Annotated in this window: 16 protein-coding genes and 1 tRNA gene; 1 reads left to right on the top strand and 16 read right to left on the bottom strand. The window is 44.7% G+C overall.

What is annotated here, in order from left to right:
• Positions 1 to 23: 23 nt before the first annotated feature.
• From rbfA to ftsH, 10 genes are all read right to left on the bottom strand, one after another.
• On the bottom strand, positions 24 to 428 hold the full coding sequence (gene rbfA / locus QQL66_RS00880; RefSeq protein ID WP_284377647.1) for a 30S ribosome-binding factor RbfA: 405 nt from the start codon (positions 426 to 428) through the stop codon (positions 24 to 26).
• Between the two features lie 112 nt (positions 429 to 540).
• Positions 541 to 3,063, bottom strand: coding sequence for a translation initiation factor IF-2 (gene infB, locus QQL66_RS00875; protein ID WP_284377645.1), 2,523 nt, complete (start codon positions 3,061 to 3,063; stop codon positions 541 to 543).
• A 26-nt stretch (positions 3,064 to 3,089) separates the two neighbouring features.
• Positions 3,090 to 4,571, bottom strand: coding sequence for a transcription termination factor NusA (nusA, locus tag QQL66_RS00870; protein ID WP_284377643.1), 1,482 nt, complete (start codon positions 4,569 to 4,571; stop codon positions 3,090 to 3,092).
• A 27-nt stretch (positions 4,572 to 4,598) separates the two neighbouring features.
• Complete coding sequence (rimP, locus tag QQL66_RS00865; protein WP_284377641.1) at positions 4,599 to 5,057, bottom strand: ribosome maturation factor RimP; 459 nt, start codon at positions 5,055 to 5,057, stop codon at positions 4,599 to 4,601.
• A 189-nt stretch (positions 5,058 to 5,246) separates the two neighbouring features.
• Positions 5,247 to 5,333, bottom strand: a tRNA-Leu gene (locus QQL66_RS00860).
• A 31-nt stretch (positions 5,334 to 5,364) separates the two neighbouring features.
• On the bottom strand, positions 5,365 to 5,730 hold the full coding sequence (gene secG / locus QQL66_RS00855; RefSeq protein WP_284377639.1) for a preprotein translocase subunit SecG: 366 nt from the start codon (positions 5,728 to 5,730) through the stop codon (positions 5,365 to 5,367).
• Between the two features lie 4 nt (positions 5,731 to 5,734).
• A complete protein-coding gene (tpiA, locus tag QQL66_RS00850) occupies positions 5,735 to 6,484 on the bottom strand; it encodes a triose-phosphate isomerase (protein ID WP_284377637.1) in 750 nt (249 codons plus the stop codon).
• A gap of 94 nt (positions 6,485 to 6,578) precedes the next feature.
• A complete protein-coding gene (glmM, locus tag QQL66_RS00845) occupies positions 6,579 to 7,919 on the bottom strand; it encodes a phosphoglucosamine mutase (protein ID WP_284377635.1) in 1,341 nt (446 codons plus the stop codon).
• A gap of 64 nt (positions 7,920 to 7,983) precedes the next feature.
• Positions 7,984 to 8,805, bottom strand: coding sequence for a dihydropteroate synthase (gene folP, locus QQL66_RS00840; RefSeq protein ID WP_284377633.1), 822 nt, complete (start codon positions 8,803 to 8,805; stop codon positions 7,984 to 7,986).
• Between the two features lie 101 nt (positions 8,806 to 8,906).
• Positions 8,907 to 10,856: an ATP-dependent zinc metalloprotease FtsH gene (gene ftsH / locus QQL66_RS00835; protein ID WP_284377631.1), complete on the bottom strand. Its 1,950-nt coding sequence runs from the start codon at positions 10,854 to 10,856 to the stop codon at positions 8,907 to 8,909.
• Positions 10,857 to 11,374: 518 nt separating this feature from the next.
• On the opposite strand from ftsH, the gene QQL66_RS00830 reads away from it, so the two are divergent.
• Positions 11,375 to 11,695, top strand: a complete 321-nt coding sequence (locus QQL66_RS00830) for a YhbY family RNA-binding protein (protein ID WP_284377628.1) — start codon at positions 11,375 to 11,377, stop codon at positions 11,693 to 11,695.
• 53 nt (positions 11,696 to 11,748) lie between these two features.
• Here the strand turns inward: QQL66_RS00830 and QQL66_RS00825 are convergent, their stop codons facing one another.
• The 6 genes from QQL66_RS00825 to dnaJ all read right to left on the bottom strand — a co-directional run bounded on the left by QQL66_RS00825 (position 11,749) and on the right by dnaJ (position 19,560).
• Positions 11,749 to 12,159 (bottom strand): hypothetical protein, encoded by a 411-nt coding sequence (locus QQL66_RS00825; protein WP_284377626.1) that lies wholly within the window; start codon positions 12,157 to 12,159, stop codon positions 11,749 to 11,751.
• Complete coding sequence (gene greA / locus QQL66_RS00820) at positions 12,159 to 12,635, bottom strand: transcription elongation factor GreA (protein ID WP_284377624.1); 477 nt, start codon at positions 12,633 to 12,635, stop codon at positions 12,159 to 12,161. The genes QQL66_RS00825 and greA overlap by 1 nt, the downstream gene beginning before the upstream one ends.
• Before the next feature lie 22 nt (positions 12,636 to 12,657).
• On the bottom strand, positions 12,658 to 15,879 hold the full coding sequence (carB, locus tag QQL66_RS00815; RefSeq protein ID WP_284377621.1) for a carbamoyl-phosphate synthase large subunit: 3,222 nt from the start codon (positions 15,877 to 15,879) through the stop codon (positions 12,658 to 12,660).
• Positions 15,880 to 16,029: 150 nt separating this feature from the next.
• The gene (gene carA / locus QQL66_RS00810) at positions 16,030 to 17,163 is read right to left on the bottom strand and encodes a glutamine-hydrolyzing carbamoyl-phosphate synthase small subunit (protein WP_284377620.1); all 1,134 of its coding nucleotides are present in this window, start codon (positions 17,161 to 17,163) and stop codon (positions 16,030 to 16,032) included.
• 300 nt (positions 17,164 to 17,463) lie between these two features.
• A complete protein-coding gene (gene dapB / locus QQL66_RS00805; protein WP_284377618.1) occupies positions 17,464 to 18,273 on the bottom strand; it encodes a 4-hydroxy-tetrahydrodipicolinate reductase in 810 nt (269 codons plus the stop codon).
• Positions 18,274 to 18,420: 147 nt separating this feature from the next.
• Positions 18,421 to 19,560 carry a molecular chaperone DnaJ gene (gene dnaJ / locus QQL66_RS00800; RefSeq protein WP_284377615.1) on the bottom strand — a complete coding sequence of 380 codons (1,140 nt, stop codon included), beginning with the start codon at positions 19,558 to 19,560 and terminating at the stop codon, positions 18,421 to 18,423.
• Positions 19,561 to 19,632: the final 72 nt, after the last annotated feature.

The following is a 19,632-nucleotide window of genomic DNA, read 5'->3' as shown; positions in this document are numbered from 1 at the left end:
TTGTACTACACAACCCAATCTAATCAATTATCTTCTTCATTGGCATTGCGAGACTTGTCTTCTCTCACCGCTTGCTCAATCAGCGATGAAATTCTCATACCATTATCCAGCGTATCATCAATAAAGAAACGAAGTTCAGGCGTCGTTCGAGCTCGTAGCGCCTTCCCTATTTTGGTTCGAAGAAAGCCTGCTGCTTTATTTAGAACCTTGATCGCCACATCATTGGCTTCTGCTTTATTTTCATCAGATTGAGCTCCAAACGGCATCACCGTAATGAAAACATCAGCATATCCAAGATCGCGACTCACGCGTACATCCTGCACAGTTACCATGCCTAATCTTGGGTCTTTGATTTCAAACTGAATCAAGTGAGCCAATTCTTTTTGTAAAAAATCACTAACCCTATCGGTACGGGCAAATTCTTTCATTTAACTATAACCTTCAAATAGAAAAGCTCGGAGAAAGGTTTCCACCTTTACACCGAGCAATCCTTTTAATGAGATTTAACAACAAACACTGTTAAACCCTTAATTGATCAAGTTACAAAGAGCGTTGAACTTCTACGTCTTTGTAAACCTCAATCTTGTCACCAGCTTTGACATCATTGTAGTTCTTAACACCAATACCACATTCAAAGCCATTTCGAACTTCGTTCACATCATCTTTGAAACGACGTAGAGATTCCAGTTCGCCTTCATAGATAACCACGTTATCACGAAGAACACGGATACGTTCGTTACGGAAAATGGTACCTTCAATAACCATACAACCGGCAACCGCACCGAATTTAGGAGAGCGGAATACATCACGCACTTCAGCAACACCAACAATCTCTTCTCTAAATTCTGGAGCAAGAAGACCAGTAAGAGCCTGTTTCACGTCATCAACAATGTCATAGATCACTGAGTAGTAACGTAGATCCACTTCTTCACGATCGATGATTTCTTTCGCTGTTGCATCAGCACGAACATTGAAACCAAAGACAATTGCGTTAGAAGCAAGCGCCAAGTTAGCATCTGTTTCAGAGATACCACCCACACCACTACTGATGATACGTACTGCTACTTCGTCCGTAGAAAGATCTTGCAGAGCTCCAGTCAAAGCTTCCAAAGAACCACGAACATCGGTCTTAAGAACGATATTAAGCTCGCTCACTTCGCCTTTGCCCATATTCTCAAATAGGTTTTCAAGCTTAGACGCTTGCTGACGCGCAAGTTTGATCTCACGGTACTTACCTTGACGGAAGTTAGCTACTTCACGAGCTTTCTTCTCATTCGGTACAACCATGAACTCATCACCTGCGTTTGGTGTACCACCAAGACCCAAGATCTCAACCGGAATTGATGGGCCGGCAACTTCGATTGGCTGACCATTTTCATCAATCAACGCACGAGCACGTCCAAATTCTTGACCAGCAAGAACGATGTCGCCTTTCTTCAACTCACCCGCTTGAACAAGAATAGTTGCCACTGAACCACGACCTTTATCAAGCTTAGATTCGATGACCACACCTCTTGCAGGACCTGTCGCCGGAGCTTTAAGCTCAAGCATTTCAGATTGAAGCAAGACAGCATCCAACAGTTCATCAATACCTTGGCCCGAGTGCGCTGACACGTTCACGAACTGAACATCACCACCCCAATCCTCTGGAATCACATCTTTCTGAGCCAACTCATTCTTCACGCGATCTGGATCTGCTTCTTCTTTATCACACTTGTTCACTGCAACAACGATAGGTACGCCAGCAGCACGAGCATGCTGAATCGCCTCTTCTGTCTGAGGCATTACACCATCATCAGCAGCGACCACAAGAATTACAATATCGGTTGCCTTAGCACCACGTGCACGCATCGCGGTAAAGGCGGCGTGTCCAGGAGTATCAAGGAAGCTCACCATGCCGTGATCAGTTTCTACGTGATATGCACCAATGTGCTGGGTAATACCACCTGACTCACCTTTAGCAACGCGAGTACGACGGATATAGTCAAGCAAAGATGTCTTACCGTGGTCTACGTGACCCATTACAGTCACAACAGGCGCACGAGGGGTTTCATCAATGTCGTATTTCACGTCTTCAGCAATTTCAAACTCAACTTCGTTTTCACGTAGAAGCTTGAACTTATGGCCCATTTCTTCAACGATTAACTGAGCCGTTTCCTGATCAAGTACTTGGTTAATGGTTACCATGGAGCCCATAGTAAACATCACCTTAATTACTTCAGCAGCCTTTACAGACATTTTCTGAGCAAGATCACCAACGGTAATACTTTCAGGAATCATTACTTCACGAACGATTGGCGCACTTGGCATCTCAAACGCGTGTTTATTTTGCTCTTTACGCTTCTTCTTAGGACGACGCATGGTACGTTCTTCGCCGTACTCATCATCCAAACTTACTTTGCGACCAGCACCACCTTTGTTCTTATGCTCTTTGCGCTTATGACCTTCATCGGCTTTAGCTGGCGCGGCACGCTTCTTGGTAGGCTCAGCTTTTTTCTTCGCTGGTGCTTCTTTACGAGCACGTTCTTTCGCAGCTGCGACATCTTCAGCTGAGACAGGAGCATCAGCAACATCGCTCTGCGTTTCTTCAACAGCTTCAACTACAGGAGCTTCTTCAACCACTTCAGCCACAGGCTGTTCAACAGGAGCAGCTTCCACCGCCTCTTGTTTCACATCCTCTACAACCGGAGCATCTACTACTGCAACTTCTTCAACCGGAGCAGCTTCAAGATTTGACTCTGCCTCTTCAGCAGCTGTTTCAGATGCGCGTTTAACATAGGTACGCTTCTTACGCACTTCTACATTAACGGTCTTACTCTTACCTGCACCTGCTGGTGCTTTAATCGTCGTTTTAGTTTTACGCTGAAGGGTAATTTTCTTTGGTGATTCACCACTATCACCGCGACTGCGCTTCAAGAAGTCGAGTAGTGTCTTTTTCTCTACTTCACTTACGTGATCGGTTTCACTCTGTTGAGCCAGACCGGCATCTTTCATTTGAGAAAGCAATTTATCCGTAGGTACACCCACGACTTCGGCTAACTGTTTTACTGTCAACTCTGCCATAACTCGGTATCTCTCCTTCGTTAGCCTTATTCTTCACCTTCGAACCAGTGTGCACGTGCAGCCATAATATATTTCGCTGCAACATCTTCATCACTGATTGCTTCAATTTCCATCAAATCATCAACAGACTGCTCTGCCAAATCATCCAATGTCTTAACGCCAGCCTGATTCAATGCCAGGGCGGTGTCATGATCCATACCATCGATTTCAAGGATCGCTTCGTCTAATTGTTCTTCAGACGCCAATGCCTTGTTCAACAACGCATCTTTCGCACGAGCTCGTAATTCTTCTACGGTCTCTTCATCAAGCCCTTCAATCTCTAGCATTTCTTCAAGTGGTACATACGCCACTTCTTCAAGCGAACTGAACCCTTCTTCTACAAGGAACTCAGCAAAATCTTCATCAACATCCAAATTATTTACAAAATTAGAAATTAACGAAGAGCGCTCAGCTTCTTGTTTCTCGCCGGCTTCATTCTCGGTCATTACATTCAATGTCCAGCCAGTTAAATCACTCGCCAAACGAACATTCTGACCACCTTTACCAATAGCCATTGCAAGGTTGTCTTCAGTTACAGCAACATCCATGGTGTGACTGTCTTCATCAATCACAATGGAAGCCACTTCAGCAGGAGCCATTGCATTGATAACAAGTTGCGCCGGATTATCATCCCACAACACAATATCAATACGCTCGCCACCTAATTCATTAGAAACAGCCTGAACACGAGAACCACGCATACCAACACAAGCACCAACAGGATCAATACGCTTATCGTTTGTTTTAACAGCAATCTTGGCACGAAGACCAGGGTCTCGAGCCGCACCTTTGATCTCAATCACTTCTTCTGAGATTTCAGGTACTTCAATTCTGAATAGTTCGATCAACACTTCCGGTGCAGAACGACTCAAAATCAATCGAGGACCACGAGAATCTTCACGAATTGTCAGCAATAACGCACGCACACGCTCACCGATACGGAAAGATTCACGACCAATCAACTGATCTCTTGGCAATTCAGCTTCTGCATTGTTACCCAGATCGATAAACAACTTATCGCGACCGACCTTCTTAACAACACCGGTTACCAAGTCGCCAACACGCTCTCTGTATTGAGTAACAATTTTCAGGCGCTCTGCTTCTCTTACTTTTTGAACAATAATTTGTTTTGCAGCTTGAGCCCCAATACGACCAAACTCAACGTTTTCCACTTGTTCTTCGTAAATATCGCCTGGCTTTAGATTTGGATCTTTTTCGGCGGCTTCTTCGGTCGTAAATTCAGTACCCAGCTTTGCTAATTCATCATCCGGTACAACTAACCAGCGACGAAAAGTATCAAACTCACCCGTTTTACGATCGATATTTACTTGAATATCACTATCTTCGTCTTCGTAACGCTTTTTAGTTGCCGTTGCCAACGCCAGCTCAATAGCTTCAAAGATAATTTCGCGGTCAACTCCTTTTTCATTGGAAACCGCTTCAGCTACCAGCAGAATCTCTTTTCCCATTTCACTCTACCCTTTAACTAATGACTGTCACTTAAATTGTGGCTCGACGTTGGCTTTATCAATCGAGTCTATAGGCAAGCAATATTCATGATTATCGACCTGTACCACAACATCACTGCCTTCCACACCATTTAGTCGCCCCATAAATTTGCGACGACCCTCAAACGGGAAGCGTAGCTTCACAGAAACTACCTGTCCTATGTATTTCTCAAATTGCTCCAGAGTAAACAACGGCCGATCCATTCCTGGCGAGGAAACCTCGAGGCTGTATTCCGAGCTGATCGGATCTTCAACGTCTAAGACAGCACTCAACTGACGACTGACTTTTGCACAATCATCAACTTGTATGCCGTTTTCATGATCAATAAACACTCGCAACACTGAGTGTTTACCTTGAGAAACATACTCTAAACCCCAGAAGTCATACCCTAAAGATTCGACCACTGGCGCTAACATTTCTTGTAATTGGTTAGATTTGGTACTCAAGTGCACCTAACTCCAAACGCGATTAAAAATTAGAATTTCAAAAACTCTATAAACAAAAAAAGGGCTATATAGCCCATTCCTTGAAAGTCTTTCTTCCAGCTAGAAAAAAGCCCCTAACAATGGGGCTTTTAACAGCGACCTCTCAAGGTCGAGGCAATTATAGTCAACTGCCACACCCTGGTCAATCATTGGTGCCGAAGGCCGGACTCGAACCGGCACGACCATACAGTCACCACCCCCTCAAGATGGCGTGTCTACCAATTTCACCACTTCGGCTTTATTCAGATAACCAAATCAATCTAAAAGATTATTCAGCTACTTGCGGAACTTCGTCTTCACTTACTGCTTCGTCTAAAGCAGGTAGTTCTGCATCTTCAACAGCAGGAGCAACCTCTTCAACCGAAATCTTAGGCAACCCAACTTGATCAACAGCAGAAGCCTGCTGTTTAGCGATCATAGCAAGACCCAAGCTCGTTGCAAAAAACAGTGCCGCCAACATTGAAGTCGACTTTGTCAAGAAGTTACCAGAACCCTGACTTCCAAAAACAGTCTGAGATGCACCGCCACCACCAAAGGCAGCACCCGCATCAGCACCTTTACCCTGCTGAAGCAAAACGAGCGCTATAATAGCGACTGCGAATAAAACATGCAAACTCAATAATATAACTTCCATTCTCTTATCCTGCTGCCTTACAAATGGCTACAAAGTCTTCAACATTTAGAGAAGCACCGCCGATCAGGCCACCATCAATATCATCTTGAGCAAACAACTCTTGAGCATTATCAGGCTTAACACTTCCACCGTACAAAATTCTTACCTGTTCCGCTACAGACTGAGAAACTGTAGCCAGCACTCCCCGAATAAAGGAATGCATTTGCTGAGCCTGCTCTGGCGTTGCCGTCAACCCTGTACCGATAGCCCACACAGGTTCATAAGCTACCACAATGGTCTGAACAGCATCTGAAGACAAGCCTTCTACCGCTGCAAGCAATTGTGTTTTAACAACTAACTCAGCCAGCCCCTGCTCTCTCTCTTCAAGAGTTTCACCTACACACAAAATAGGAACTAACCCCTGCTCAAGCACAGACTTCATTTTTTCTGAAACGTCAGAATCTGTTTCAGAAAACAAACTTCTTCGCTCTGAGTGACCTAGAATCACATACTCGCAGCCCAATTCTTTAAGCATGCCCGGCGAAACTTCACCCGTGTAAGCACCGCTTAACTGAGCACTACAATTTTGAGCACCCAAGGCTACTTTTTTTCCGGAAACTGCACTTGCAACAGGATTCAAATGAACATAAACCGGACAGACAACCACTTCCGAGTTTAGATTTGAAACCTGAGAAGCAACACCACTTGCCAACTGACTTACCGTTTCAAGTGAACCATTTAGCTTCCAGTTTCCAGCTACTATCGACTTACGCATGCCCATCTCCATAACCCTGAGCGGCGGACATACTATATCCTTTAGATAACAAGATCAAGCAACTCACCCATCCACCAACACAGAAACTAAAATTTTACTTTGTAACTGACTTAACTACTTCAACCAAGTGAGCCACTTCTCGCTCAATCTCAGACTGATCCACACCTTCAACCATCACCCTAACAAGTGGCTCTGTTCCTGAAGGTCTTAACAAGACGCGACCGCGTCCTTCCATACGAACCTCAGACGCCTCAACTTCTTTAGCGATTTCAGGAGACCCCATAATCCCCTTCTTATCAGAGACCTTAACATTAACCAATTTCTGAGGACACTTTGTCATTCCTTGGCGCAATTCAGCCAAAGAAGACCCTGTTTCAAACATCACTTCCAACACTTTAAGTGCGCTAATCAACCCGTCACCCGTGCTCGTCATATCCCCCAGCACTATGTGACCTGAGTTTTCACCACCCATGTACCACTCATTTTCTTTCAGTGCTTCCATCACATACCGATCACCCACGTCAGCCCGGACGAAAGGAATATCCATATCAGCCAACGCACGCTCTAACCCAAGATTAGACATCTTAGTGCCAACAACACCACCGTCCATCGTACCTTTCAGCTTCTGATGTCGAGCAAGGATATACAGGATCTCATCACCATCAACCAGCTCGCCATGATCATCCACAAGAATTAATCGATCACCATCACCATCAAAAGCGATGCCGATATCCGCTTTTTCAGCCAAAACGACACGACGAAGCACTTCAGGGCTGGTTGAACCACACCCTTCATTAATATTAAAACCGTCTGGATTTACATGAATTTCACTTAAATTTGCACGTAATTCCGCCATGACTGCAGGTGCGACTTGATAAGTGGCTCCATTTGCACAATCAAGCACCATCTTAATAGATGACAAATCAAGCTCATCAGAAACCCGACTCTTACAAAATTCGACGTAGCGACCACGAGCATCTTCAATACGGAAAGCTTTACCAAGCTCTGACGAATCAACCACTTCCATAGGAGCATCGATCATGGCTTCAATCTGGTGCTCTAGATCATCCGGCAACTTGGTGCCTTGTGCAGAAAAGAACTTAATCCCATTATCATAAAACGGGTTATGAGAAGCACTGATTACAATACCTGCCTGAGCCTTAAAGGTTCTTGTAAGGTACGCGATAGCCGGAGTTGGAATTGGTCCAAGCAGCCCAATATTTACACCAGCAGCTGACAAACCAGCTTCCAATGCAGATTCAAACATATACCCCGAAACACGAGTGTCCTTACCGATCAAAATAGTACTTACACCCTGGCGGCGAAATACCTTACCAGCCGCCCACCCTAGTTTCATCACAAAGTCTGGTGTAATAGGTGATTGACCAACCTTGCCACGAATTCCATCTGTACCAAAATACTTACGATTTCCCACTGCTCACTACCTATACTTATTGTTCTTTAGCTTAAAACAACAGAACATATCAATAACAATTAAACTAAACATCCATTACAGCTTGAACTACTTTTAGCGCATCAACCGTTTCAGCCACATCATGAACTCGAATTATATTTGCTCCGTTCATCGCTGAAAGCACTGCAGCAGACACACTGGCCGCCATACGCTCACCAACTTCTTTTCCGGTTATTTGTCCCAACATAGATTTTCGGGACAACCCCACCAAAAGTGGCAATTTGAGAGACTCAAATTGCTTCAATTGCTTAAGCAACATCAGGTTATGCGTTAATGTTTTGCCAAAACCGAATCCTGGATCCAGGATCAAATTATCTTTATTGATCCCTGAAGCCACACATGCCGCAATACGCTCTTCAAAAAACACTTTAATTTCAGACAACGCATCATGATACGTCGGGTTTTCCTGCATAGTTTGCGGGCTACCCTGCATGTGCATTAAACATATTGGCAAACCGGATTCAGCCGCCACAGACAACGCGCCCTCTTTCTGTAGAGCTCGGACGTCATTAATCAGTCCCATGCCTAAAGAAGCGGCTTCCGCCAATAACTCAGGAGAGCTACTATCCACAGAAATAACTGCCGATATATTTCCCGACAGCTTCTCAACTACCGGTAAAACCCGATCCATCTCTTCCTGCAAAGTCACCACAGCCGCACCTGGGCGAGTGGACTCTCCCCCGATATCGATAAAGGTTGCACCAGAAGACACCATTTCTTCAGCGCGAAACAAGGCAGAATCTAAAGAATTAAACTGACCACCATCAGAAAAGGAGTCGGGAGTAACATTAAGAACACCCATAACATGAGGACGAGAAAAATCGATCTCGATCGATCCAAACTTCATAAACTTTTACTTAAAAAATACTACAACCACAAATAAACAAGGGCACAGATGAACATTTATATTCATACTGCACCCCATATACTTACCAACCAATCAAGTAATTAATTCTGGTTAGCAGGACCACCAATATTGGTTGAGTCTTTAAACTCTGGCTTAGAACCATCAACCTTATCAGTCTCATCTTCCGACTGTTTAGCTGAAGAAGACCCAGAACCATTTGAACGATCATCCCATCCTTCAGGTTCACGAGGCTCTTTGCCTTCCATGATGTCATCAATCTGCTTGGAATCAATGGTTTCATACTTCATCAAAGCGTCAGCCATCATATCCAATTTATCACGATGCTCAACTAGGATAGTTTTGGCACGTTCATAACACTCATCAGCAATTCTACGCACTTCTGCATCAATGGCTTTCGCCGTTTCACCAGACATTGCCTTATGAGGTGTGCTCGCTGAACGACCTAGGAACACTTCACCATCATCTTCGTCGTACATTAAAGGTCCCATCTTTTCAGACAGTCCCCATTTAGTCACCATACTACGTGCAATACTGGTTGCGCGTTGAATATCATTAGAAGCGCCCGTAGTCACACCTTCAAAGCCCAACGTTAGCTCTTCAGCAATACGCCCACCAAACAGGCTACAAATGGAACTTTCAATTGCACGTTTGCTCTGACTGTATCTATCTTCTTCCGGCAAGAACATGGTTACACCCAACGCTCGACCACGAGGAATAATACTCACCTTATAGACAGGATCATGCTCAGGCACCAAACGACCAACGATTGCATGCCCTGCTTCATGATAAGCCGTATTTAGCTTTTCCTTCTCAGACATCACCATAGATTTGCGCTCTGCACCCATCATGATTTTGTCTTTCGCCAACTCAAACTCTTCCATCGTAACCAAACGTTTATTTGCACGCGCAGCAAACAAAGCAGCTTCATTACATAGGTTTGCCAGATCCGCACCAGAAAAACCTGGTGTACCACGAGCAATAACTGATGTATTCACATCATCAGCGACAGGAACTTTACGAACATGAACATTTAGAATTTGCTCTCGTCCACGGATGTCAGGTAAACCTACAACAACCTGACGGTCAAAACGCCCCGGACGCAACAAGGCAGGATCAAGCACATCCGGACGGTTAGTAGCAGCAATCACAATAATGCCATCGTTCGCTTCAAAGCCATCCATCTCAACCAACAATTGGTTTAATGTTTGTTCGCGTTCATCATGACCACCACCTAAACCAGCACCACGATGACGACCTACCGCATCAATCTCGTCAATAAAGATGATACAAGGTGCTTGTTTTTTAGCCTGATCAAACATGTCACGTACACGTGATGCACCCACACCAACGAACATTTCTACGAAATCAGAACCTGAAATGGTAAAGAAAGGTACTTTCGCTTCCCCAGCTACCGCTTTTGCAAGAAGTGTTTTACCTGTACCTGGTGGGCCTACCATCAATACACCACGAGGAATTTTCCCACCCAGACGCTGAAACTTGCCTGGATCTTTTAGGAAATCAACCAATTCCTGAACATCTTCACGTGCTTCATCAACACCGGCAACATCCGAAAAAGTTGTTTTGATCTGATCTTCACTCAACAGACGAGCTTTACTCTTACCAAAGGACATTGGTCCCTTGCCACCGCCACCACCACCTTGCATTTGGCGCATAAAGAACATGAACACAACAATAATTACCAAGATAGGGAAACTAGCAACCAACAATTGAGTCCAGATGCTCTGCTGCTCTGGTTTCTTGCCCTCGACATCAACACCGTTATTGATAAGATCATTTACAAGATCAAGATCAAGCAGTCCTGGCGGCATCACTGTTTCGAAGCGAGATCCGTTCTGCAATTTACCAATAATTACAGTACCATCCACAGTCACTTTATCGACCTGACCACTCTTCACCTGCTCAACAAACTCCGAGTAACTATACTCTTCCGATGGAGCGGTTTGATCAAACTTATTCAGCACCATTACAACAACCGTTGCGATAATGGCCCACAAAATCAAATTCTTCATTACGTCGTTCAAGGAACAACCCTCTTTTCATTTCTTTGATGAGTGCCAGCTGATTGCCCAGCCTTCACCTGTAACTTATTCGTTCATGTTACAGTATGACTCCGACAACAAACAATCTCAAACAGTTCTACTCTCAAGGACAATTTTATTAAGCAACCAGACATCCCGATCTACAATTCGGTTTCACCAACAAGGCAGATACCCTCATTATAGAACGCCACTCGAAGATCCATTCAGCTCTTCAATTTTTGCTACTCAGAATCTCAAAACCACGATCAACAAAAACAAGACCGACTAGGCTTTCAAATTATTTCGATTGAATTCAGATGTATATATGAGGCTACTTTTTCAAATCTCAAGCCATTTTCTTTGAACAAAATCCGAAGAGAGCCAAATAACAGAGAATCAACGAGACAAAAGATACCAATCTTTAGATGAATACCAACTACAATGTGTTAGCAACTGTACGGTAATAGGTTACAATTCGCGCCAGAAAATATAGCGGAGAACAAAATCAGATGGCAAAAAGCCCTGCAAACAAACTCACCAATGCCAAGAAAAAAGAATACCGTAGCATTGGACACAATTTAAATCCTGTCATAATCGTTTCTGAGAACGGTGTATCTCAAGGCGTAATTGACGAAACAGATCGCGCACTGAATGACCATGAACTTATTAAAGTGAAGTTCAACGTAAATGATCGAGATGCAAGAGCAGAGCTTATTAATGAAATTTGTGAGGCGACGGGTGCCGAACTGATTCAGACGATCGGTAAGATTGCATTAATCTTACGTTTTGCAAAAGAGCGCAACGAACGACTTTCCAATCTATTAAGATAATGCTTATCTTACAGATGTAAAAAAGGTCACTTCACGTGACCTTTTTTATGCACTCAATCTTTTCGATTTGCCAACAAAATAATACCCAGCAAAGATACCATTCCGAATAACAGATCCTGTTCCGGCACAATCGATTCAGCACCATATTGTCGAAAGCTATACACCCCGGACAAAACGAGCATAATCGAAATCAAAATAGATTGTGTTTCAATTAACGACTGCTTATTCAGATGCAGCTCAAATAATCGCCCAATCAAGACGACTGCCCCACAAAATATCCCCACATTGATAGCAAGATATTTTAAACCCAGTGCCAGTGGTTGCCATTGCGACGGATCCGGCATGGATTTGGCGATAAATGGAATCGCCAAATAACCAACCGCCCACAACGACCCCAGCCAAAAGGTCAAGATTAAGCGCGTTCCCGCGCCAATTTGAGGCTTAACCTGAGTTCCTGCAGTCATTATAGGTAGTGTACCTGAGAAATTTCGTACTCAACTTCACCACCAGGCGCAGCAACCACGACAATATCATCCTCTTCCTTGCCAACCAAAGAGCGAGCAATAGGGGATGTCACAGAGATTTTACCTGCTTTAATGTCAGCTTCGTCTTCACCAACGATTTGATAACGGACTTCTTGATCAGTATCCAGGTTAATCAGATCAACCGTTGCGCCGAAAATTACCTTACCGTTATTTGACATTGAAGACACATCAATCACTTGAGCGTTTGATAGCTTACCTTCAATTTCCTGAATACGACCTTCAATGAAGCCCTGCTGCTCACGAGCTGCATGGTATTCAGCGTTTTCTTTAAGATCTCCATGCTCACGAGCTTCTGCAATTGCAGCAATCACTCGAGGACGGTCTTCTGTTTTAAGACGAGCTAGCTCGTCACGCAGGCGTTGTTCGCCTGCGACTGTCATAGGGACTTTACTCATCCACTTTATCCTTTACGCATTCTTATGCATTAATGCCTTGATGCAATTCTTGTAAGCGACGAACTGTTTTCTCTTCACCACTTTCTAACGCATGAAGCGCAGCAAATGCACCCGCTAATGTCGTGGTGCAATACACTTTATGCTGAAGCGCACTACGACGGATCATTGCTGAATCCTCAATCGACTTACGACCTTCAGTGGTGTTTACAATTAAGATGATCTCGTCGTTCTTGATCATATCAACAATGTGAGGACGACCTTCCTTCACCTTGTTCACACGTTCAATCTCAAGACCGGCCTCTTGAATCACATCACAAGTACCACCAGTAGCACATAATTCGAAGCCCTGTGCAAGCAAGCCTTTCGCTAGCTCAACCACACCACCTTTATCCGCATCACGAACACTAATGAACGCTTTACCAGATGTTGGCAGCAATTCACCACCCGCTTTAACCGCTTTAGCAAAAGCCTCACCAAAGGTATCACCAACACCCATTACTTCACCCGTCGACTTCATTTCAGGGCCAAGAATTGGATCAACACCTTGGAATTTATTGAATGGGAAGATCGCTTCTTTAACACTGTAGTAGGGTGGAACAATCTCAGAAGTGAAATTCTGGTCTGCCAAACTAACGCCCGCCATACAACGTGCAGCAACCTGAGCCAACGAACGACCAATACACTTAGATACGAATGGTACAGTACGTGATGCACGAGGGTTTACCTCAATCACATAGATCTCACCATCTTGGTATGCCAACTGAACGTTCATTAGACCAACAACACCTAGCTCAATCGCCATGCGCTTAACCATTTCGCGCATTTCATCCTGAACATCTGCCGGTAGAGAATAAGGAGGCAAAGAACACGCCGAGTCACCAGAGTGAACACCTGCCTGCTCAATGTGCTGCATGATCGCACCGATAACCACTTCTTTACCGTCGGAAACTGCATCAATATCCACTTCAATTGCACAATTCAAGAAGTGATCCAACAATACCGGCGACTCATTAGAAACACTTACCGCTTCACGCATGTAACGGCTTAGCTCAGTTTCACTGTATACAATTTCCATTGCACGACCACCCAATACATAGGATGGACGAACAACCAATGGATAACCAATTTCATCAGCCGCTTTAACCGCTTCTTCAGAAGAACGAACCGTAGTATTAGGTGGCTGTTTGATATCCAAACGCTGAACCATTTGCTGGAAACGCTCACGGTCTTCAGCACGGTCAATCGCTTCAGGGCTTGTACCAATAATCGGCACACCAGCCGCTTCCAACTCACGCGCCAATTTCAAAGGCGTTTGACCACCGAATTGAACGATTACACCTTTAGGCTTCTCAAGATCAACAATCTCAAGTACATCTTCAAGGGTTACTGGTTCGAAGAATAAACGATCAGAAGTGTCGTAGTCCGTTGATACTGTTTCAGGATTACAGTTCACCATAATGGTTTCGTAACCATCATCACGCATCGCTAACGCAGCATGAACACAGCAGTAGTCGAATTCAATACCTTGACCAATACGGTTTGGACCACCGCCCAATACCATGATCTTATCTTTATCAGACGGATTCGCTTCGCACTCTTCCTCATAGGTTGAGTACATATAGGCAGTATCAGAAGCAAATTCAGCCGCACAGGTGTCAACGCGCTTATACACAGGACGAATACCTAGCTCCTGACGATGCTTACGAAGTGATTTTTCAGACACCGCCAGCAATTGTGCCAAACGCGTATCAGAGAAACCTTTGCGTTTTAGCTTAAACATCTTCTCTGCAGTCAGGTCTGACAAACCTAGAGATTTCAATTCGTTCTCTAGGTTAATAAGCTCTTCGATCTGAACCAGATACCATGGATCAATTCCAGATAGCTTATAAACTTCATCCACTGACATGCCAGAACGGAAAGCATCACCCACATACCAAGCACGCTCAGCACCTGGTGATTTAAGCTCATGAATCAGAGTATCTTTTGCGTCTTCCTGGGTGAAATCCAAAATTTCATCGAAACCACACGAACCTACTTCAAGACCACGCAATGCTTTTTGCATTGACTCTTGGAAAGAACGGCCAATCGCCATTACTTCACCCACCGACTTCATCTGAGTCGTCAAACGGTCATTCGCTTGAGGGAATTTTTCAAAAGTAAAGCGAGGAATTTTGGTAACTACATAATCGATTGAAGGCTCGAAAGACGCAGGCGTTGCACCACCGGTAATATCGTTCTGAAGTTCATCCAAGGTGTAACCTACAGCCAATTTGGCTGCAATCTTAGCAATCGGGAAACCTGTCGCTTTAGAAGCAAGTGCAGATGAACGAGATACACGAGGGTTCATCTCAATAACAACCATCTCGCCCGTCTTAGGACACAAGCCAAACTGCACGTTAGAACCACCGGTTTCAACACCAATCTCACGCAATACCGCAAGTGAAGCATCACGCATGATTTGTAGTTCTTTATCAGTCAACGTCTGTGCAGGTGCAACTGTGATCGAATCGCCGGTATGAACACCCATCGCATCAAAGTTTTCGATAGAACATACGATGATACAGTTGTCGTTCTTATCACGAACCACTTCCATCTCGTATTCTTTCCAACCGATCAATGACTTATCAATCAAAAGCTCAGAGGTTGGAGAAAGATCTAAACCGCGCTCACAGATTTCCTGGAACTCTTCACGGTTATACGCGATACCACCACCGGTACCACCCATGGTGAATGAAGGTCGAATAATTGCAGGGAAGCCAATTTTTTCAAGCACTTGATAGGCTTCTTCCATGCTATGAGCAATGGCGGCCTCTGGCGTTTTCAGGCCAATCTTCTTCATCGCCTGATCAAAACGGTCACGATCTTCTGCTTTATCAATGGTATCGGCGTTCGCACCGATCATTTCAACGCCAAACTTCTCTAAAACACCTTCACGCTCAAGATCCAGTGCACAGTTCAGAGCCGTCTGACCACCCATTGTTGGCAAGAGTGCATCAGGACGTTCTTTTTCAATGATTTTTTCTACTGTTGTCCAGTGAATCGGCTCGATGTAGGTTGCATCAGCCATCGCTGGATCAGTCATGATGGTAGCAGGGTTAGAGTTAACAAGAATTACTCGGTAACCTTCTTCGCGAAGCGCTTTACAGGCTTGTGCACCTGAATAGTCAAACTCACACGCCTGACCAATAATGATTGGACCTGCACCTAAAATAAGAATGGATTTTATGTCTGTACGTTTTGGCATTGCTCGAAACCGTAAAAAGTAAAATTCGTTCCTGCTTAACTTCTATGTTTTCGAATCTCTATTAATAAGATTCAGAGTTAAGCCTTTAATCCATAAGAGGATCTCGCATGCGTGCCTGCACCGGATAAACAGGCACTCGTTTTAGTCCGGTTATTTAGCTGCTTTGATCAAATCAACGAAGTGATCAAACAACGGAGCAATATCATGCGGCCCCGGGCTCGCTTCAGGGTGACCCTGGAAGCTGAAAGCAGGTTTGTCGGTGCGACGAACACCTTGCAAAGAACCATCAAACAATGATTTATGCGTCGCTTCCATATTGGCAGGAAGTGAAGCCTCATCCACAGCAAAACCGTGGTTTTGACTGGTAATCATTACTTGTTTGGTTTTCAGGTCTTGTACCGGGTGGTTTCCACCGTGGTGACCAAATTTCATTTTAACAGTTTGCGCGCCACTCGCCAGGGATAGCAATTGGTGCCCTAAACAGATACCAAAAACTGGGATGTCGGTTTCAAGAATTTCTTTAATCGCCGCAATTGCGTAATCACATGGTTCCGGGTCACCAGGACCATTTGATAAGAAGATACCATCAGGGTTCATAGCTAACACGTCACTTGCCGGAGTCTTAGCCGGAACAACGGTTAGGCGACATCCGCGTGCAGCCAACATACGCAAGATATTACGCTTCACGCCAAAGTCGTAAGCCACCACATGGTAAGGCAATTCAGCATCAGACATGGCTTTGTAGCCATCAACCAGGTCCCACTCACCATCTGTCCATGAATAAGACTCAGAAACAGTCACTTCTTTCGCCAAATCCATCCCCTTCAAACCAGGGAAGGCTTTTGCCGCTTCAAGCGCTGCTTCTTCAGAAGCATCATCACCAGCCATGATGCAGCCTGCTAATGCACCTTTTTCACGAAGCAAACGAGTCAAACGACGTGTATCAATTTCCGCGATTCCAACAATACCGCGATCACGCAAATATTGATCCAACGTTTTTTCAGAACGCCAGTTACTTGCAATCAGTGGTAAATCACGAATAACCAGACCGGCAGAGTGAATTTCTGTTGCTTCTTCATCTTCTGAATTTACGCCAACATTACCGATATGCGGGTACGTTAGAGTAACGATTTGACGCGCATAAGATGGGTCAGTCAGAATTTCCTGATAGCCAGTCATTGAAGTATTAAAAACAACCTCTCCAGTAGACTGACCGTCAGCCCCAATAGAGATTCCTTTAAAAATACTGCCGTCTTCAAGAGCCAGTATCGCTGGTGTACTCAATGCAACCTCCCCGCACAATTTGCTGCTTCACATCGACCCATACCAAAGGATATGAGTGGAATGACTAAGTTTTTGATGGTACGAATAAAATGTAACCGTAAATCGCAAAAAAGCGAGATAGAGCGTGTCGATTAAATCGCGTTTGCTCTATCTCGCTTTTTATACATATTCTTTTCCGGCCTTCTATCAAGAATGACAGTGAGTTAATTTCACCCGCCCAAAATTTGGCGCATTTTACGCAATTACTCCAACTATGTCATTAAGATTTTTCAGCTTTTTAAAAGATTACTTTTAACTCAATCAGATAGCGTTTAAATCCAACACATCTTGCATGTCATACATGCCCGCAGATTTACCACCCAACCATTTAGCCGCACGAACCGCACCTTTAGCAAACGTCATTCGACTGCTTGCTTTGTGAGTAATCTCTACTCGTTCACCATCCGTCGCAAACATAACCGTATGATCTCCCACAATATCCCCGGCACGAATCGTTTCAAAACCGATGGTATCTTTTTTACGCGGACCTTCCTGACCTTCACGGCCATACACGGCACACTCTTTCAGATCGCGCCCCAATGTATCCGCAATCACTTCACCCATACGCACGGCTGTACCAGAAGGCGCATCCACTTTATGGCGATGATGCGCTTCGATAATTTCAATGTCGGTATCATCCCCAATAACACGAGCAGTCATTTCCAACAATTTCAAACACAAGTTAACACCTACACTCATGTTCGGGGCAAATACCACAGGAATATCATTTGCCGCCGCATTTAATTGAGCCTTCTGCTCATCATTAAAACCAGTCGTCCCAATAACAATCGACTTACCAGCTGCTCGGCACTGCTCAATATTATCCAATGTCATTTCAATGCTAGTGAAATCAATCAGTACATCAAAATCATTAACTACAGCAGCAAGATTATCCTGAGCAGTCACACCTAACTTTCCAACACCAGCAATCTCACCAGCATCAGCACCGATCAAAGAACTTTCTGGATGAACTACTGCAGCAGCCAATTCAACACCTTCCGCCTGAACAACCGCTTCAATCAGAGTTTTACCCATACGGCCATTCGCGCCAACAATACCTACCTTAACCACAGCAATCTCCACTTATAGTTCAATCCAAACATGTGCAATGCGCAGCATTCTAAAACAAAACCAACACATTCTCGACAACACATATACGCTTCAGAAACAAAAACGCCAACCCGAAGGTCAGCGTTTAATGTTTCTTGGGACGCAAATTTAGAACTTCATATCTTCGAAGAAATTCTTCACACCCTCAAACCAAGAGCTCTTTTGTGGCGACTGATCCTTACCATCATCGCCATCCAAGGTCTGCTGAAACTCTTCTAACAGCTCCTTCTGACGCTTGGTTAAATTCACTGGCGTTTCAACCACCACACGACACATCAAGTCACCTGGCCCACCACCACGAACAGAACTCACACCTTTTCCACGCAAGCGGAACAGTTTGCCGGTTTGAGTTTCTGCCGGAATCTTCAGTTTTACTCGACCATCCAGAGTTGGAACTTCAAGCTCACCACCCAAGGCTGCATCAGTAAAGCTAATCGGAACATCACAGTATAAATGACGACCATCACGTTGGAAGATTGGGTGTTCACGCACTTCTACCTGAACATACAAATCACCCGCTGGCCCACCATGAGTTCCCGCTTCACCTTCACCCGCAAGACGAATACGATCTCCCGTATCCACGCCCGCCGGGATTTTAACCGATAAGGTTTTGGTTTCCTGCGTTACACCCTGACCATGACAGTCACCGCATGGATCTTTAATGATCTGACCAGAACCATGACATGAAGGACAGGTTTGCTGAATCGAGAAGAAACCTTGCGACATACGAACTTGACCAGCACCCTTACAGGTACCACAAGTTTCCGGCGTCGAGCCTTTCTTAGCCCCAGAACCGTCACAGGTTTTACAATTTACCTGAGTGCGAATCTTAATTTCTTTTGTGACACCACGAACCGCTTCTTCCAGGTCAAGATCCAGCGGATAACGCAAATCAGCACCACGGCGAGCACGTGTACGACCACCGCCACCTCCAGCACCACCAAAGATGTCACCAAATACATCCCCAAAGATATCACTGAAGTTGGCACCGCCACCACCAAATCCACCGCCACCTTGGCTTGGATCCACACCGGCATGCCCAAAACGATCATACGCCTGACGCTTCTCGGCGTTAGACAATACCTCATATGCCTCGTTAACTTCTTTAAACTTGGATTCTGCTTCCGCATCATCCGGGTTTTTATCCGGATGGTACTTCATCGCCATACGGCGAAAGGCTTTCTTCAGGTCACGCTCTGACACATCCTTAGAAACACCCAAAACCTCGTAATAATCTCGCTTCGACATAACCCTAACTTACCTATGTAACGAGTTTCGATAACCTATAAACAAACGCAGAACACACCTTTTCAGGCCCAT

This window comes from Litoribrevibacter albus (assembly GCF_030159995.1).
GTDB classification, from domain to species: Bacteria; Pseudomonadota; Gammaproteobacteria; order Pseudomonadales; family Litoribrevibacteraceae; genus Litoribrevibacter; species Litoribrevibacter albus.
The sequence above is the reverse complement of the archived record's forward strand: the minus strand, read 5'-3'. Positions and strand labels throughout refer to the sequence as shown.

What these genes read in the sequence shown, in the direction of transcription:
- nusA (WP_284377643.1), bottom strand. Translation starts at nt 4,571, where the DNA reads ATGGGAAAAGAGATTCTGCTGGTAGCTGAAGCGGTTTCCAATGAAAAA.
- secG (WP_284377639.1), bottom strand. Translation starts at nt 5,730, where the DNA reads ATGGAAGTTATATTATTGAGTTTGCATGTTTTATTCGCAGTCGCTATT.
- QQL66_RS00830 (WP_284377628.1), top strand. Translation starts at nt 11,375, where the DNA reads ATGGCAAAAAGCCCTGCAAACAAACTCACCAATGCCAAGAAAAAAGAA.
- folP (WP_284377633.1), bottom strand. Translation starts at nt 8,805, where the DNA reads ATGAAGTTTGGATCGATCGAGATCGATTTTTCTCGTCCTCATGTTATG.
- infB (WP_284377645.1), bottom strand. Translation starts at nt 3,063, where the DNA reads ATGGCAGAGTTGACAGTAAAACAGTTAGCCGAAGTCGTGGGTGTACCT.
- tpiA (WP_284377637.1), bottom strand. Translation starts at nt 6,484, where the DNA reads ATGCGTAAGTCGATAGTAGCTGGAAACTGGAAGCTAAATGGTTCACTT.
- ftsH (WP_284377631.1), bottom strand. Translation starts at nt 10,856, where the DNA reads ATGAAGAATTTGATTTTGTGGGCCATTATCGCAACGGTTGTTGTAATG.
- dnaJ (WP_284377615.1), bottom strand. Translation starts at nt 19,560, where the DNA reads ATGTCGAAGCGAGATTATTACGAGGTTTTGGGTGTTTCTAAGGATGTG.
- QQL66_RS00825 (WP_284377626.1), bottom strand. Translation starts at nt 12,159, where the DNA reads ATGACTGCAGGAACTCAGGTTAAGCCTCAAATTGGCGCGGGAACGCGC.
- rbfA (WP_284377647.1), bottom strand. Translation starts at nt 428, where the DNA reads ATGAAAGAATTTGCCCGTACCGATAGGGTTAGTGATTTTTTACAAAAA.
- carB (WP_284377621.1), bottom strand. Translation starts at nt 15,879, where the DNA reads ATGCCAAAACGTACAGACATAAAATCCATTCTTATTTTAGGTGCAGGT.
- greA (WP_284377624.1), bottom strand. Translation starts at nt 12,635, where the DNA reads ATGAGTAAAGTCCCTATGACAGTCGCAGGCGAACAACGCCTGCGTGAC.